At 44.4% G+C, this 17,684-nt stretch carries 7 protein-coding genes and 1 pseudogene; all 8 read left to right on the top strand.

From position 1 onward, the window contains the following. A pseudogene (locus tag QZZ43_RS05645) lies at positions 1-950 on the top strand (SusC/RagA family TonB-linked outer membrane protein); the annotation flags it as partial. A 14-nt stretch (positions 951-964) separates the two neighbouring features. Next, a complete protein-coding gene (locus tag QZZ43_RS05640) occupies positions 965-2,563 on the top strand; it encodes a RagB/SusD family nutrient uptake outer membrane protein (RefSeq protein WP_291856952.1) in 1,599 nt (532 codons plus the stop codon). Between the two features lie 19 nt (positions 2,564-2,582). Beyond that, positions 2,583-4,451: a hypothetical protein gene (locus QZZ43_RS05635; protein ID WP_291856951.1), complete on the top strand. Its 1,869-nt coding sequence runs from the start codon at positions 2,583-2,585 to the stop codon at positions 4,449-4,451. Positions 4,452-4,623: 172 nt separating this feature from the next. After that, a complete protein-coding gene (locus tag QZZ43_RS05630; protein ID WP_291856950.1) occupies positions 4,624-6,348 on the top strand; it encodes a cellulase family glycosylhydrolase in 1,725 nt (574 codons plus the stop codon). A gap of 397 nt (positions 6,349-6,745) precedes the next feature. Further along, on the top strand, positions 6,746-9,586 hold the full coding sequence (locus tag QZZ43_RS05625; RefSeq protein ID WP_291856949.1) for a TIM-barrel domain-containing protein: 2,841 nt from the start codon (positions 6,746-6,748) through the stop codon (positions 9,584-9,586). A 78-nt stretch (positions 9,587-9,664) separates the two neighbouring features. Next, positions 9,665-12,094: a beta-galactosidase GalB gene (galB, locus tag QZZ43_RS05620; protein WP_291856948.1), complete on the top strand. Its 2,430-nt coding sequence runs from the start codon at positions 9,665-9,667 to the stop codon at positions 12,092-12,094. Positions 12,095-12,113: 19 nt separating this feature from the next. Then, on the top strand, positions 12,114-14,537 hold the full coding sequence (locus QZZ43_RS05615) for a glycoside hydrolase N-terminal domain-containing protein (protein ID WP_291856947.1): 2,424 nt from the start codon (positions 12,114-12,116) through the stop codon (positions 14,535-14,537). Between the two features lie 264 nt (positions 14,538-14,801). Beyond that, positions 14,802-17,669 (top strand): beta-galactosidase GalA, encoded by a 2,868-nt coding sequence (galA, locus tag QZZ43_RS05610; protein ID WP_291856946.1) that lies wholly within the window; start codon positions 14,802-14,804, stop codon positions 17,667-17,669. The last annotated feature ends 15 nt before the right edge of the window (positions 17,670-17,684 follow it).

Raw genomic sequence — 17,684 nt, 5'->3', positions numbered from 1 at the left:
ATGAAAAGTCAACCAAAGACTGGTTACTTCAGGCTCCTATTCTGGCTACAGCTGGTGCCGATGGGCCTTATATTAACGGAGGAGACGTTAAGAATACCGGTTTAGAGGTTGCTGCCAACTGGAACGATCAAATTGGTGAATTTCGGTACTTTGTGTCGGGTAATATTTCTTACAATGAGAACGAAGTGACCAATGTTCCTACCAATGACGGTATCGTTCATGGACTGACCAATATGCTTTACGATAACTCTCTGGAGTTTTATCATCGTGCTGAAACAGGTTATCCAATCGGTTATTTCTGGGGTTGGGAAACCAATGGGCTTTTCCAAAATGAGCAGGAGGTATTGAATCATACCAGCAATGGGAAAATGATTCAACCCAACGCCAAACCCGGCGATTTGCGATATGTGGATCAAAATGGGGATGGAACGATGAATGACAGCGACAAAGTAATGGTGGGCGATCCCAATCCGGATTTTGTATTTGGGTTTAACGTTGGTTTCGAGTATATGAATTTTGATTTTTCTGTTGCTGCCAATGGGGTGGCAGGAAATCAAATTGTTCAGTCTTATCGTAATCACACCAATGCTTTTTCCAATTATACCACCGAAATTTTAGGTCGTTGGCACGGAGAAGGTACTTCCTATGAAATTCCCAGAGTGACAGAAACCAATGTCAATTATCTGTTCTCGGATATTTTTGTGAAGGATGGAGACTTCCTGAGAATTAGTAATATAACACTGGGGTATGATTTTGCGGACCTGATTAATCGCGACTTTTTAAGTCAGTTCAGACTTTACGGGTCGGTGCAGAATGCATTCACCTTTACGAAGTATAACGGAATGGATCCTGAAGTGGGTTATGGTTTGGAAAATGGATCATCAGGTGTCGACCTGGGCTATTATCCTCGTCCGCGTACCATTCTTGTTGGTCTTAATGTTAAATTCTAAAATCAGCATTCGAAATGAAGAGTTTAAAAATATATTCAATTATAGTGGCAGGTGCTTTGATGCTTGGAAGTTGTTCTGAAAGTTTTCTGGACAGCACCCCCAAGACATCTCTTACCGATGCCAATTTCTATCAGACTCTGGAAGATGCAGAGTTGGCAATAGTAGGTTGTTATGATGGTCTGCAGGCTGTTAATCAGGGCGGGGTTTCATTTCCCGTAGCTTCTGAAGTTTTTTCTGATAACTGCTATGGAGGGACAGGAAATAACGATGGTTACGGCTATCAGTTGCTTGATGAATTCAATCTTCAGCGTTCTCCTTCTGATCAAAATCTTTTTGAGCAAAACTGGATTGATTTTTACAAAGCAATCTATCGTGTAAACATGCTCTTGCAGAAAATGGATCAGATCAATTGGGAAGGAGATGATGCTAAAAGGAATTCCATTGAGGCAGAAGCCCGCTTTTTGAGAGCTTTCCTGTACTTTGATATGGTACGCCTTTGGGAACGGGTTCCTCTTGTAATTGAACCTACTGAGGAGAATGTTCCACAGGCTTCCGCAGATGAAATTTATGCTCAGATTGCAGAGGATTTATTGATTGCAGCTGAGAAAGGGAGTGGAGATGTGCAACCCGGAAGAGCCAACAAATGGACAGCCAAATCTTTATTGGGAAGAGTGTTCTTATTTTATACAGGATACTACAATAAAACCGATCTGGTTGGAAAAGCCTCTAAAACCGAGGTGCTTGGACATCTGGAAGACGTGATTTCGAGCACAGAATACGGGTTGGTAGAGGAATTTGCCAACTTGTGGCCGGCAGCATCTGCAACACCTGTTCCGGAGACCAATACGCTGGAATCCACCTATGCAGGTAAAGACAATCAGGAAACTATTTTCGCTATCAAGCACAATATTACTTCTGATTACGATGGCAATACAGATGGTAACCATTGGATGGTCATGTTAGGATTGCGCGAGCAGTCATTTAGTCCTTATGGTAGTGGTTGGGGCGCCGGACCTGTAAACCCGGAGCTTTACAATGCTTATGAAGAGGATGATGCCAGAAGAACAGCATCTATTATTGGTATAGAGGAAGAAGGCCTAGCTTTTGATAATTCAGGGCAGAGAGGCTATACCGGTTATGCCAATAAGAAGTACATTCCTTTGGCCTTGCCTGATGGAAGTGATGTTGCAGCAGAAAATGGGGCAACGAACTTCATGATTGGACAGTATCAGGACTATGTTGCTATTCGTTATGCCGATGTATTGCTGATGGCGGCTGAATTGGGAAGTGCCAATGCTCAGGATTATTTCGATTTGGTACGCGACCGTGCAGGCCTGGGAATAAAGACTGTTAACCCAGCCAATATACTGGAAGAAAGACGTCTGGAATTTGCTTTTGAGGGCATTCGCTACTGGGATCTTCTCCGTCAGGGGCTGGAAACAGCTGCTAGTACCATCGCAGAACAAACAACTGTTTTGGACGGAGGTGTTGAGACCAGCAAGGTGATCAACGCTCAGAATATTATTGATAAAAGAGGTTTTCAGATGATTCCTCAAAACCAAATCAACCTGTCGGACAATGTCCTGAAGCAGAATGACGGGTGGAGTAATTAATCAATAAAATGGTATAGATATGAAGACCAATAAATTATATATAGTTTTTTCTCTTCTGGCTGTTTTGATGTTGGGTTTTTCAGCCTGTCAGCCCGAGGAGTACAGTCTTGGGGAGATGATTACCCAAAACAACCTGAAATACAGAATTGTTCAGGATGCCGAAGATCCCAATATGGTAATCCTCCAAAGTCTGACCGAAGGGGTTACGCCTTTGTGGGTTACTCCTATGGGGCGATCTAGTCACATTGTGGATACCGTTCGTATTCCATTTTCGGGCGATTATCAGTTCGTTTACGGGGTCCAGAGTGCCGGTGGATTTGTTCAGGCAGATACTTTTGACCTAACTATTACCACTACAAATCTGATGTATGTTGATGATCCTCTTTGGGCATTGCTGACAGGAGGTGTAGGCGAAGAGAAAACCTGGTTGCTTGACCTGAACGAAGAGGGACAAAGTCGTTACTTTAAGGGGCCGCTTTATTTTTTCGGAACAGACGATAATTGGGATAGCAGAGCCCTTTATGGCAAGGGAAAAGATACTGATGCAGTAAGAGATGCTTTAGGGCTGGAAGATACCTGGAACTGGAGTCCTGTTTGGGAAGGAAACCAATGGCTGATGCCTGCCGCAAATTTTGGAACCATGACGTTCAGTCTGCAGGGAAATGCCACCGTTTCCGTAAATCATGAGGTTCTTGGCCGTGTTGATAACGGAACTTATTTTCTTGATGCTGATGCCAAAAGGCTTTCTTTGACCGATGCTGCTCCTTTGCATGACGAAGGACGCGATGGTCATGTAATAAACTGGGGGGATATCCGGGTGATGAATCTTACCGAAGATGCCATGCAACTCGGAGTTATTCGTGATGAAGCCTTATCAGGAGAAGGTCCGGCAATGTTGGTGTATAATTATGTTTCGAAAGATTATTACGACAACTGGGTTCCCGAAGACCTTCCGGATCCTGAGCCTGAACTTCCTTCCGGATGGCAAGAGGATGTTTCGAAGGTAGTTACCACTTCTATTACCTGGACATTATCTGACCAGACTCCTCTTAATTGGTGTAATCTGGATGGTACAAGAATGAATGAATGGAATTCTCCTGAGGATTATCCCGACTGGTTAGGAACTCCCGATCCAAGTGTTTATGAAGGATTTGCTTTAACGATGAATTCTGAAGATAATACGGTTGAATATGTTGCTCCTGACGGAACCACTGAGACGGGCACTTATGCCTTGGATGAAAAAGGAATCTATACTTTTGATGGAATCGCTCCTTCATTTTCAGTGATTGGATGGGCCAGCTTTGGACTCAGCGCTGATAATCAGTTGAGAATTATGTCTATTGAGAAGGATGCCGCCGGAAAAGTAACGGGTATGTGGGTTGGTGCAAAAGATCCCGAAAAGCCGGAGTACATGGGATTCCATCTTGTTCCTGCTGCCGGTGGTGCAAGTGAGGAGGGGCCTCAGGCTACCTCTCTGACATTTGATAATTCAAAATTGGCATACGGAGATATTGAAGAGAAAGGTAATCTGCGGTTGGAGCTTTTTAATGAATATGGAAGCACTAAAGCAGATCCTCCGTTAGCAACAAGCGAACTGGCTTCATTTAATAGTCTGGAAGTTACCTTTACTCTTAGTGGTATTACATTGAACGAAGGAGCTGTGGGATCTTATGATGCTTCGATTCTTTATAGCGATGCTGATTGGAATCCTTCAGGAAATGGTGAAACCATAATTGTTAATGGGGATGGTACCTACACCGCTACATTTGCTCCCGGAAGTTTGTCGGAAGGTGTAATGGTGTTCGTGGTTGATATTGTCGGGATGGGAGAGGATATTGCTGATATGACTGCCGTGACAGCCACCATTGACGAGGTGCTGGTTTATTAACACCCCAGATTTAAAATAAACTCTATTTATAGCCAATTAGAGGCAAGTCCCGGTAATTGAGCCGGGGCTTGCATTAATTTGTTCAGACGACAAAGTTGTGAGTGCAGCTTAATTACTCATGGAGCTGGATAGTTAAATAACGAAGCTCCCAAATCTACTGATCTGTTTTTATATGAAAAAACTGGCTTTTTTCTTTTTTTTGGTTTTCCTGAGTATTCAGTGCTCATCATGTTCTGATGACGATTCTATTGAAGAGGCTTCATTGTCTGTAAGTGTTGAAGAACTTACTTTTCCGGCTAACAGCGGATCCAAGTTTTTTAACATTCTGTCAAACCGCGACTGGGTGATTTCGGGCACTACAGAATGGTTTTCTGTTGACCCGCTGACGGGCACCGGATCTGAGCAGGAAACTTCCATTGCTTTAACGGTCAAGAGAAATCCAAATGCTGAAGTTAGGTCTGCGGTTATTACTATTTCTGCCGATGGCCTGACCCGGGAGATTACGGTCTCGCAAGCCGGGAGTGAGCTCCTGATTCTTGAACAGGACATGGTTGAGATCGATGCGGAGGGAGGAAATTTCTCTGTAAACCTCCAGGTCACCAACAATTATGAAATGACCATCAAGGGCAATTGGATTTCTCAAATCAAGTCCCTTTCTGAAGCTTCGGAAGATTTTTCAGTCGCATCCAACCCCTCCATTTTTCAACGCACTGGTCTGGTGATTTTTTCTATGGGCGACATCAAAGATACGGTGACTATTGTTCAGTCCGGAATTGATGTTTCCATTCCTGACGACAATTCCGGCATGGCCAGCACTGCCCTCCAACTGGCCGCAAATATGAAAATGGGCTGGAATTTGGGCAATTCTATGGAAGTGCCCGACGGTGAAACGGCCTGGGGAAATCCTAAAACTTCGCAGGCATTAATTGATGCAGTGGCCGCGGCAGGCTTCAATGCCGTTCGTATTCCCTGTGCATGGGACAGTCATATCGAAAATCAGGAAACATTTAAAATAGAGGATGCATGGCTTGCGCGTGTTAAAGAGGTGGTAGATTATTGCTATGCCAACGATATGTATGTGATATTGAATATCCACTGGGATGGTGGCTGGCTGGAAGAAAACATTTCAACGGGAAAACAGGAAGAAGTCAACCTGAAGCAGGAAGCTCTTTGGAAACAGATTGCTATCCATTTTCGCGATTATGACGAACGTCTGTTGTTTGCCGGCACCAACGAACCCAATGTGGAAGATGCTTCTCAGATGTCGGTTTTGCTTTCTTACGAGCAGACCTTCATTGATGCGGTTCGGTCAACCGGTGGTCGAAATGCCTACCGGGTACTGATATTCCAGGGGCCTTCAACGGATATTGATAAAACCAATACGCTGATGAACACATTGCCACAGGATGATGTGGAAGACCGTCTGATGGCAGAGGTTCATTACTATTCACCATGGAATTTTTGTGGTTTGACACAGGATGAAACCTGGGGAGATTTTTATTACTTCTGGGGAGAAAATTACCATGTTTCAGGGGCCGAGGGCCGTTTCCCCGACTGGGATTGTGAAGAAGACTATGTGCTGGCTCAGTTTCAGAAGATGAAGTCCAAATTTGTAGATAATGGTATTCCGGTGATCCTTGGAGAATATGGAGCTATACGTCGCACAATTAGCGACAATACTGAGTGGCAGCAGCTTCATTATGAGTCACGGGCTTATTTTAATAAATATGTCACCGAACAGGCCAAAAATTACGGATTGGTTCCGTTTTACTGGGACGAAGGAAGCCTCACCAATCATGGTTTCGGGATGATAGACAGAGACCAGTTCGAAGTGGGTGATCAATTGTTATACGATGCACTTATTGAAGGGGCCAACGCCGGGGTATATCCCTTTTAAAGAATAAAGGTGCTGTTTTATAGGTTATTAAAAGTCATGGAGGTCTTCCGGTATTTGAAGATAGGAGCCAGGGGTTAAGTGGTCAATTTTTGCTCCTTTTGACTTGTATTTGGGAGACTTCCTGACTTTTAATATTTTGTAATTCCCGGTATGAAGAGAGTTTTAACCGAAAGATTATATCATATTTTGTTCAGATATGGTGTGTAAATCTCACACTTATTTACAATCTTTGTGAGGAACACACGGTTAATGAATAAATGATTGAGTGTAGTATGTAGTATAAAGATGCTTTTAAACTGGGCTCAATTTTCTCTTTCCTGAAATTAGAATAACGTACAGTAATATTTGAACTACCTTTTTGTTGAATCATGCTTAAAGGGTTTATTAAGTAAACATTATGAAGAAATTTTTTTTAGTTGGTTTGATTGCCATTTTGGGCTTTGGATGTTCCCAGGGAGGCTGGAAAGTTGATGATGCTGGTTTAACGGTTTATCCCGAAAATCCGGCCGGTGAGTCGGTAAAAGCCATTCGTCTGACTCCTTATGGCGAAGAAATTATTAAAGTTTCAGCCACTGCTGCTGATGATTTTAGCACAAAAGAGAGTCTAGTGGCCCTGCCGTTGGAAAAAACTGTTGATTTTGATGTGACCGAAGAGGGTGATGACCTGGTTCTTTCAACTGCAAAAGTGACTGCAAAGGTTTCACAAAGTACCGGAGAGGTTCGCTTTTTCGATGCGGATGGAAATCTGATTCTTCAGGAAAAAGAAAATGGCGGAAAAACCATTACCTCCATGGAAGTGGATGGCGTTAAAGGTTACGAAGTCCGCCAGGTGTGGGAGTCGCATGATGACGAAGGTCTTTACGGTCTGGGTCAGCATCAGGCACACGACTACAACTATAAAGGAAAAAACGAGGAACTGTTCCAGTACAACACCAAGGTGTCTGTTCCAGTGATTGTTTCCACGAGAAACTACGGAATTCTTTGGGATAACTATTCTCTTACCCGTTGGGGGGATCCCCGGCCTTACGGACAAATTGATCAGTTAAAACTTTTCAATATTGACGGAGAAGAGGGGAGTCTCACTGCTACTTATATCGATAATAAAGAAACCGGAAATGTCTTTACTGTTCGTCAGGAGAATTCCATCGATTACGAAAACCTGACAACAATTGAGAATTTCCCCGAAGGTTTTGATTTTACTAATGCCCGCATTACCTGGGAAGGTCATTTACAACCCGAAGAGAGTGGTGTTTTCCGGTTTTTGATGTATTATGCCGGATATACAAAAATTTGGATTGACGGTGAATTGATGGCCGATCGCTGGCGTACTGCCTGGAATCCTTCTGTGGCCAAATTTAACGTGGACATGGAAGCCGGAAAAAAATATCATGTCAAGCTCGACTGGATTCCCGATGGAGGAGAGTCGTATATCGGATTGAAAGCTCTGACACCTGTTGCTCCTGAAGAGCAGGAACGTATCTCTTTCTGGAGTGAAATGGGCGACCAACTCGACTATTTCTTTATGGCCGGAAACTCCATGGATGATGTGATTTCCCGTTATCGTGAACTTACCGGAAAAGCTCAGGTGATGCCTAAGTGGGCTATGGGATTCTGGCAAAGCCGTGAACGCTACAAAACACAGGATGAGTTGCTGGAAGTGCTGGATGAATTCCGTGAGCGTGAAATTCCCATCGACAATATTGTTCAGGATTGGTCGTACTGGCCTGTTGACCAGTGGGGAAGTCACAAGTTCGATGAAAAACGTTTCCCTGATGTAAATGCTATGGTGGATGAGGTGCACGAGAACAATGCCCGCATAATGATTTCTGTTTGGCCCAAGTTCTACCACAATACTGAGCATTTCAAGGAGTTCGACAAGAATGGATGGATGTATCGTCAGGCCGTGGAAGACAGTATTAAAGACTGGATTTACCCCGGATATGTAGGGTCCTTTTATGATGCTTATGCACCCGGTGCCAGGGAACTATTCTGGGAGCAAATAAAAGAAGAACTTTATACCAAAGGTTTTGATGCATGGTGGCTGGATGCTACCGAGCCCGATATTCTTTCCAATGCAAGTATGGAATACCGTAAAGATTTGATGAACCCTACACATTTGGGACCATCCACTCAATATTTCAATGCTTTTGCTTTGATGAATGCCAAAGGAATTTACGAAGGTCAGCGTGCTGAGGAAAATGATGAGCGTGTGTTTATCCTCACCCGCTCCGGTTTTGCCGGAATGCAGCGTTTCGGAACGGTTACCTGGAGTGGTGACATCGGAACTGTTTGGGAAGACTTGAAAGCACAAATTCCTGCAGCCATCAATTTCTCCCTTTCGGGAATGCCTTATTGGACAATGGATATCGGTGGCTTTTGTGTGGAAAAGCGTTATGAAAATGCTCCCGAAGGTAGTGAGGATATGAAAGAGTGGCGTGAGCTGAATACCCGCTGGTATCAGTTTGGAGCTTTCTCACCGCTGTTCCGTGTGCACGGTCAGTATCCCTACAGAGAGCTTTGGAACATTGCTCCTAAAGGACACAAGGCTTTTGAGTCGATGCTATACTACAACAAGCTTCGCTATCGTCTGATGCCTTATATTTATAGTCTTACCGGTGCTGTTTATCACGACAATTACACCATCATGCGTGGTTTGGTGATGGATTATACCGATGACCAAAATGTTTACAACATCGACGACCAGTATATGTTTGGCGGAGGTCTGATGGCATGCCCGGTGTATGAATACGAAGCTCGTAACCGTGAAGTCTATTTCCCCGAAAATAAAGGTTGGTATGATTTCTATACCGGCGAATTCATCGAGGGTGGACAGACAAAAGAAGTGAATGCTCCCTATGAACGCATGCCGATGTATGCTCCTGCAGGCGCAATTATTACAGCCGGTCCTGAAATTCAGTACACTACTGAGAAAAAGCCTGAATTAATCACTGTTTACGTTTATACCGGCGACAATGGTGAGTTTAAGCTTTATGAGGATGAAAACACCAACTATAATTACGAGGAAGGTAAATTCTCTACCATTCCTTTCACATACAACAACCAAAATAAAACCCTTGCCATTGGTAATCGTGAAGGCTCATTCGACGGAATGCTGCAAGAACGCCGGTTCGAGGTGGTATTTGTATCTCCCGATAAGTCCGTCGGATTTAATCCTGATGCGGTCAATGGCCAGCTGGTGGATTATTCAGGTCAGGCTGTCGAGGTCGTTTTTGAGTAGATTGAATTGAACCAAAGGCCTGATGATATATGGATTATCAGGCCTTTTTTTATTTCTCCACACATACAACTAATCACTATGAGATCTTTTGTCTTGTTTTTTATGGTTGCCGGATTGTTCTTGTCGGCTTGTTCTCATGAAGATAAGGAAGTTCGCACAAAAAATATATTTACCGACAACTGGAAATTTGCACTTGTTGATAGTCTGGATTCGAACGGGTATCACCATGCGGATTTTGATGATTCCAACTGGCGCCAGTTGAACTTACCGCATGACTGGAGCATTGAGGGGACCTTTAATGAAAATCATCCTTCGGGTGTTGGAGGCGGCGCGCTTCCCGGCGGACTGGGCTGGTATAGGAAAACGTTTTCGCTGCCCGAATGTCAAAGCAATAAAATGTTTTTTATTGAGTTCGACGGGGTTTACATGAACAGTGAAGTGTGGATCAACGGACATTATCTTGGTAAACGGCCCAATGGTTACATCTCCTTTAGATACGATCTTACACCTTATCTCCTTTTCGGTGAAAAAGAGAATGTGATTGCCGTAAAAGTGGACAACAGCGCTCAGCCTAACTCCCGGTGGTATTCCGGTTCCGGGATCTACCGCAATGTTTGGCTCACCTCGGTAAATCCTCTTCATCTGGATCAGTGGGGCACTTTTGTTACAACACCTGAGGTGACACAGGATGCGGCTTTGGTGCATATTGAGCATTCAATTCGCAACGATTTTGATAGGGATACTACTTTTCAGCTTTTGGTCTATATTATTTCTGCTGATGGACAGAAGACAGGTTCGGCCCGTGCTGCTGATGTTCGTATTGCTGCTGGTGAAACCAAAGTCATTGACCTTTCTATAGAGGTTTCTCAACCTGAATTGTGGACGCTCGAAAATCCTGCTTTGCACACCGCCGTTTCCAGAATTGAGACCGATGGAACGTTGATTGACAAGTATGAAACCGATTTTGGGATTCGTTTTTTTCATTTCGACCACGAGAAGGGTTTTTTTCTTAACGATCAACCAACAAAAATATTAGGTGTATGCATGCACCACGACCTCGGAGCCTTAGGGGCTGCAGTTAATCGTCGGGCTATTGAACGGCAATTGGAAATCATGAAGGAAATGGGGGCCAATGCCATCCGTACTTCACACAATCCTCCTGCTCCTGAACTTCTGGAATTATGTGATGAGATGGGACTTATCGTCATGAATGAGACTTTTGATATGTGGGCCAAAGCCAAAAGCGATTACGACTATTCGCTTTATTGGGATGAGTGGCATGAGAAGGACTTGCGTGACCACATTCGCCGCGATCGAAATCATCCGAGTGTGATGATTTGGAGTATCGGCAACGAAATATTGGAGCAGTGGGACTCCACCGGAATCAGGATTACCAAAGAACTGGCTGCCATTGTGCGCGAACTTGATAAAACCAGACCCATCACAACCGGTAACAACGGGCCGTCACCCAACAATTCATTGAATAAATCCGGGGTTTTGGATTTGGTGGGGTTCAATTACCATCACGAAGACTGGCCCGACTTCCCCAGGACTTTTCCCGGCGAACCATTTATCGCTACCGAAACCAACTCGTCTTTACATTCCCGCGGTCATTACGATATGCCCTCCGACAGCGTGCGCATCTGGCCCAAACGCTGGGATATTCCTTTTTATGACGGAAACCCCGGAAATACCTGTTCGGCTTACGACAATTGCCGTGCGCCCTGGGGATCTACGCATACCGATACGTGGAATCTGATCAAAAATAATGATTACATGTCGGGGATGTTTATCTGGACAGGCTTTGATTATCTGGGTGAACCTACTCCTTATCAATGGCCTTCCCGAAGCTCCTATTTTGGGATGGTTGATTTAGCTGGTTTCCCGAAAGATCCTTACTTTTTCTATAAGAGTGAGTGGTCGGAGGATACTGTGCTTCATGTGTTTCCGCATTGGAACTGGGAAGAAGGGCAAACCATTGATGTCTGGGCATATTACAATCATGCCGATGAGGTTGAGTTGTTTCTGAATGGTGAATCACTGGGAACAAAAAGTAAACCCGAAGGGCGGTTCAATGTGATGTGGAGAGTTGATTATCAACCAGGAACGATTCGTGCCGTCACCCGGCTTGAGGGGCAGGTAGTTGCTGAAAAAGAGATATATACTGCCGGAGAACCTGCGATTATATCACTGAAAGTGGATCGTCAATCCATAGATGCTGATGGAACTGATTTGGCTTTTGTTTCTGCTTTAGTCACCGATAAGGATGGGAACTTGGTTCCTGATGCAGATAATCTGATTAAGTTCAGTCTGGATGGCGAAGCAACCATTGTGGCAACTGATAATGGCGACCAGACCAGTCATGCCTCTTTTCAGTCACCTCAGCGAAAAGCATTTAATGGCAAGTGTCTGGCGATTGTAAAAGCAGGCCGAAAACCGGGCTCTGTGATGTTGAAAGCCAATTCCTCCGGATTGCCAGAGGCCGGGATCAGAATTGAGTTGAAGTGAGATTGAAAATAAAAAACCTATGCACAGAAGATTTTTAAGTAATATTTGTCTTGGATTTCTGGTTGCAATAACCGGAGTAACTGCTGTGGCACAGCCATTCGAAGAGCCGGAGCATGGTTTTGTGAGCTGGAAGCCGGCACCAGACTGGGAATCCGCTCTTTTGTCGGGAAACGGCACAATGGGAGCAATGGTTTTTGGAGATCCTCATCAGGAGACTGTTGTGGTAAATCATGCGCTGCATTATCTGCCCAACTGGGTGCCTTTGCAACCTATTGACCAGGCTTCACGACTTGATGAAATCAGAGCCCTTATTGCCGAAGGGAAATACAGAAAGGCCGCAGAGGTTCCTGTTGACCAGAGTATGAAAGAGGGATATGGTGAAAAGAAATGGATCGATCCTTATGTACCATTTTGCAATATTGATGTTCAGATGCCAGCCGGAAACGTGGAAGACTACTCCCGAATGGTGGACTTCGAGACCGGAGAGGCAAAGGTTGAGTGGTTGCAAAACGGAAATTTAATTCAGCGTAGTTTATTTGTATCCCGTGCCGACAGCCTTTTGGTGATGCGCATTTCAGGGAGTGACAAAGTCACCGCGTCACTGTCTCTCAGACGTCATCCGGTGGCGTGGGATCAATGGGAATACATCAACAGCGCTATACAAAGTGTAGAAACCTCGGCCCGGGATGGTTTTTTGACCTATTCTACCCAATTTAAAAGAAAATGGGAGGGCAATCCTGAAGGTTTTGAGGGTGTTGCCCGCGTAATTTCATCGGGTGGAGAGGTTTCTTATCAGGGAGATCGTATGAATATTAAGAATGCTGATGAAATTTTGGTTTTGATGCGTGTGGTTCCCAGTTACAATTTTGAAAAATCGCTGATTGATGATTTAAAACTTTCCCTCAAAGCAATAGACTCAGGATATGAAAAGCTCCTGTCCGTTCATAAGAATATTCATGGCGATTTGTTTAACAGAGTTGAGCTTGACCTTGCCAATGGCGATGAGTCGGGTTTGCAATCCGAAGCGCTGGTAATGAAAGCCAGGCAGAAAACCTCGCCTGCAATTATTGAAAAGCAGTTTGATGCTGCCCGGTACAATATTATTTCATCCACCGGCACCAATCCTCCCAATTTACAGGGAATTTGGAGTGGAACATGGACTCCTCCGTGGTCGTCTGGTTTTACGCATGACGGTAATGTGGAAGTTGCAGTTTCTGCCCTGTTGCCTGCAAATACACCCGAACTGTTGAAAGCCTATATGGATTATCATGAGCGCATGATGCCCTATTACCGTGACAATGCCAGTCGCCTTTTTGGTGCCCGTGGAATTGTAGTGCCGGCTCATTCAAGCACCCACGGATGGAATATTCACTTCGATGATGAGTGGGCTCTTTCATTGTGGACCGGAGGTGCAGGATGGGCTTCCGGGATTCTTTACGACTACTTTCTCTACACCGGCGACCGGACGTATTTGAAGGAGCATATTTATCCGTTTATGCGTGAGGCTGCCTGGTTTTACGAAGATTTTCTGATCGAGGGAGCAGATGGAAAATATGTTTTTACACCTTCCTATTCGCCCGAAAATACTCCGGATAATTCTAATGCACAGGTTACTGTTGATGCAACCATGGACGTTATGGTTGCGAAGGAGTTGTTACGTAACAGCATTGAAGCTGGGAGACTGGTTGGAGAGAAGAAAAAGCAACTTGTTAGATGGGAAAAAATGCTTACCAGAATGCCAGATTATCGGGTAAATGAAGACGGTGCCCTGGCTGAATGGATTCCTGAACAATTTGAGGATAATTACCAGCATCGTCACGTATCGCATCTTTATGCTTTGTATGAAATCATCGCTCCTGAATTTAAAAATAGTCCGGAGCTAATGGTCGCTGCCCGCGAGGCAGTTGAGCGTAGAATGGTGCATCGCCGCAACGAAAACGGTGGTGAGATGGCTTTTGGGCTGGCCCAAATGGGGATGATTGCTGCAAACCTTGAAAACAGGGAGATTGCCGGAGAAATTATCAACTGGATTTCCCGTTATTATTTCACTCCGTCACTGGGGACTTATCACAATTCGGGAAACCTCTTCAACATGGATGTGAGTGGTGGTTTTCCTGCTGTAATTATGCGAACCCTGGCTTATTCAGAACCCGGCCTGGTGAAATTACTGCCTGCTTTGCCGGGTGAATGGGAAACCGGGAGCATTAAAGGAATGGCGCTGAGAGGGCGGATTATCATCGAAGAGCTATCGTGGAATAATGATGGATTACAAGTTACGTTGAAATCATCTGTGAATCAGGAAGTGGAGGTCCAAATGCCTCAGAATATAGGAGGGATAGAAGTCTCGAATGAAGATTCTCTAATTGATGGGGGAAAAGGAACGGACACTGTTTGGGTTCTTCTGAAAAAGGATAAACCTGTAACTATGAATATTGAGTTTTAACCTGCTTTATTCATCGTTATTCAAAATAAATCACTTTGAAAAGATTTACTGTCTTGATCTTCTTTGTCCCGAAATAGGTTTTTGTTGGTTTTGGAAAATCAAAACCTTACAAAACCATAATCGGGATCAGGGTATAAGGGATGAAATCCCTTTCGGGAAATGCTTTTGATAGCTTGGATTATTTATGATAAAAGTACAACGAAATCAAAAATATAAGTTAAAGTATCCGAAAGACACGACATTACGATAAAAAACAAATAAAATATGCAAACACCCACAACGAAACTATTTACTCTGGTCTTTTTCCTGACCATACCGTTATTTATATCTGCCTCGCCCCGTGAACGGGTATTGATGGACTTCGACTGGAAATTCACCTTTGGACATCCCCATGATGTGGAGAAAGATTTTAATGTGGGAACCAGTTATTTTTCCTATCTGGCCAAAGCAGGGTATGGTGACGGGGCAGCATCGGCCGACTTTGACGATCGCACATGGCGCAACCTGGATTTGCCGCACGACTGGGCTGCTGAGATGGATTTTTCAGGAAATGCCAGTCACAGTCACGGGTACAAAAAAGTAGGCCCCGGTTTTCCGAATACCAGCGTGGGGTGGTATCGTAAGTCCTTTTCTATTCCGGAATCGGATAAAGGGAAACGTGTCTTTCTGGAATTTGATGGTGTGTTTAGAGATTCTAAAGTGTGGGTGAATGGTTTTTACTGTGGAAATGAGGCCAGCGGATATACCAGTTTTACTTATGATGTTTCCGAATACCTCAATTATGGCGGGGAAAATGTGGTGGCTGTACGTGTGGATGCCAGCATGGAGGAGGGCTGGTTCTATGAAGGAGCCGGTATTTACCGCCATGTGTGGATGACGAAAGTGAATCCTCTGTATGTACCTCAATACGGGACCTTTGTTACTTCCGAAGTAGATGGTGACGAAGCTATCGTCACCGCTCAGGTGAAAGTTCGAAATAAGAATCTTGGAAAATCCTCGTTTTCGTTGGAAAACAGGATTGTTAATGCTGCCGGAGACGTAGTTGCAGAGGGGAAATCCGGTGTGTTTGAGCTTATTTCCATGGGCAGTGACGAATATACTTTTGAATACAAAGTTGACAATCCACATTTATGGGATCTTGACGATCCTCATTTATATACTTTGGAAACCTTGATTCACACCAGTGACAAATTGGTGGATAAATTCGAAACTACCTTCGGTATCCGTACCATCAAGTGGGATCCGGAAAAGGGATTTTTCCTTAACGGTCGCCATGTTAAAATAAAGGGAACTAACAACCACCAGAATCATGCAGGTGTTGGTACAGCTATTCCTGACGGACTGCATGAGTGGCGCATTCGCCAGTTGAAAGAGATGGGGAACAATGCCTACCGTACTGCACACTATCCGCCAACTCCTGCCTTGCTCGAGGCGTGTGACCGTATTGGTATGTTGGTGCTCAATGAAAACCGCCTGATGGGAACAACTGATTATATGCTGGAATATCTCAAACGTTTGGTAATCCGGGATCGCAATCACCCATCAGTGGTTTTATGGTCAATTGGTAATGAAGAGTGGGCCATCGAAAACGGAGAGCGTGGAGCCATGATGGCTCAGAATATGCAAGCGTATCTGAAGACGCTGGACATCACCCGGCCCGCCAATGCTGCTGTGAGTGGAGCCTGGGGTGCGGGTATTTCTTCGGTTATCGAAGTAATGGGGTTCAACTATCTTCGTCATGGTGATACGGATAAGCATCATCAAAAATTCCCCTGGCAGGCATCGCTGGGAACTGAACAGGGTTCTACCAATACCACTCGTGGTGTTTATGTGGATGATCAGGAGGAACAATACCTGAAAGCTTATGATGTTCCTACGCCTTCGGGTTTTATGAGTATTCAGCAGGGATGGCAGCATTATGCCGATAGAGATTATCTGGCTGGAATGTGTATCTGGACAGGTTTTGATTACCGCGGAGAATCGACACCTTTCCAATATCCTTCGGTGCTTTCGTATTTTGGAATGTTCGATTTGTGTGGTTTTCCCAAGGATAATGTCTGGTACTTGAAATCGTGGTGGAGCAATGAAGAGGTACTTCACATTTTGCCCCACTGGAACTGGAAAGGTCGTGATGGGGAAGAGGTTGATGTTTGGGTTTACAGCAATTACGATGAAGTGGAGCTTTTTGCCAATGGAGAGAGTTTTGGTCGCAAGAAGATGGAACCCAACAGTCACCTGGAGTGGAAAGTACCATACAAAGCCGGAGAATTGAAGGCGGTTGCTTACCGGGATGGAAAGAAGATGGCTACTGAGATGGTCGAAACCACCGGTGATGCGCAGAGTGTAGGACTGATTGCAGATCGCGAATTGATCAATTCAGATCGTGAAGATTTAGCGATGGTAACTGTGCAGGTGATCGATAAAAAGGAAAGGATAGTACCGACTGCCAATCGAAATGTTGTGTTCGAAATTGAAGGTCCCGGTAAAATAATTGGTGTAGGCAATGGAGATCCCACTTCTCATGAACCGGATCGTTTCATTGACACCTACAAAACAGTCTCTTTCAGCAACTGGAAACAAACTTTTGCTTCAGAATCAGATATCCTGGAAGTTCTTGATCCGACATTTGATGTTCATGGACTCAAAGATGCGTTAAACAACGACGGCCTTGAACCGGGAACCGAACCTGAAAAAACTGTTTTAATTGGTCAGTTTAAGCTTTCAGAAGAGGAACTTGGAGGACAAATTAACTGGATGTTCCGAAGCATTGGGGAAAATCAGTCGGTTTATATAAACGGTCAGTTGGTGGCTGCTGAAATTCCTGATTATGAGACGGTTTATGAATTGCAATCAGACTATCTCAAACCCGGAGTGAATCGGGTAGTGGTAGTTGCAACCCCTTTTGTAAAAGAGAATCCATGGTCAACCGTCAATACCGAGCCCGGAAAGCTGCAGGTAATTATTCCTTCAGAACCCTGGCAACGCAAAACTTTTAACGGTCTGGCTCAGGTAATTGTGCAATCGACCGGTGGTGTGGGAGAGATAAAGCTTATTGCCAAATCAGATGGTTTAAATACGGCCGAATTGGTTATTGAAGCAAAAGAAGTTACGGCTGAACCGAAAGTAAAATAATTATTTTAGTGGCAG

The sequence above is a fragment of the Marinilabilia sp. genome (genome assembly GCF_016278715.1).
GTDB lineage: Bacteria > Bacteroidota > Bacteroidia > Bacteroidales > Marinilabiliaceae > Marinilabilia.
The sequence above is the reverse complement of the archived record's forward strand: the minus strand, read 5'-3'. Positions and strand labels throughout refer to the sequence as shown.

What these genes read in the sequence shown, in the direction of transcription:
- QZZ43_RS05640 (WP_291856952.1), top strand. Translation starts at nt 965, where the DNA reads ATGAAGAGTTTAAAAATATATTCAATTATAGTGGCAGGTGCTTTGATG.
- QZZ43_RS05635 (WP_291856951.1), top strand. Translation starts at nt 2,583, where the DNA reads ATGAAGACCAATAAATTATATATAGTTTTTTCTCTTCTGGCTGTTTTG.
- QZZ43_RS05630 (WP_291856950.1), top strand. Translation starts at nt 4,624, where the DNA reads ATGAAAAAACTGGCTTTTTTCTTTTTTTTGGTTTTCCTGAGTATTCAG.
- QZZ43_RS05625 (WP_291856949.1), top strand. Translation starts at nt 6,746, where the DNA reads ATGAAGAAATTTTTTTTAGTTGGTTTGATTGCCATTTTGGGCTTTGGA.
- galB (WP_291856948.1), top strand. Translation starts at nt 9,665, where the DNA reads ATGAGATCTTTTGTCTTGTTTTTTATGGTTGCCGGATTGTTCTTGTCG.
- QZZ43_RS05615 (WP_291856947.1), top strand. Translation starts at nt 12,114, where the DNA reads ATGCACAGAAGATTTTTAAGTAATATTTGTCTTGGATTTCTGGTTGCA.
- galA (WP_291856946.1), top strand. Translation starts at nt 14,802, where the DNA reads ATGCAAACACCCACAACGAAACTATTTACTCTGGTCTTTTTCCTGACC.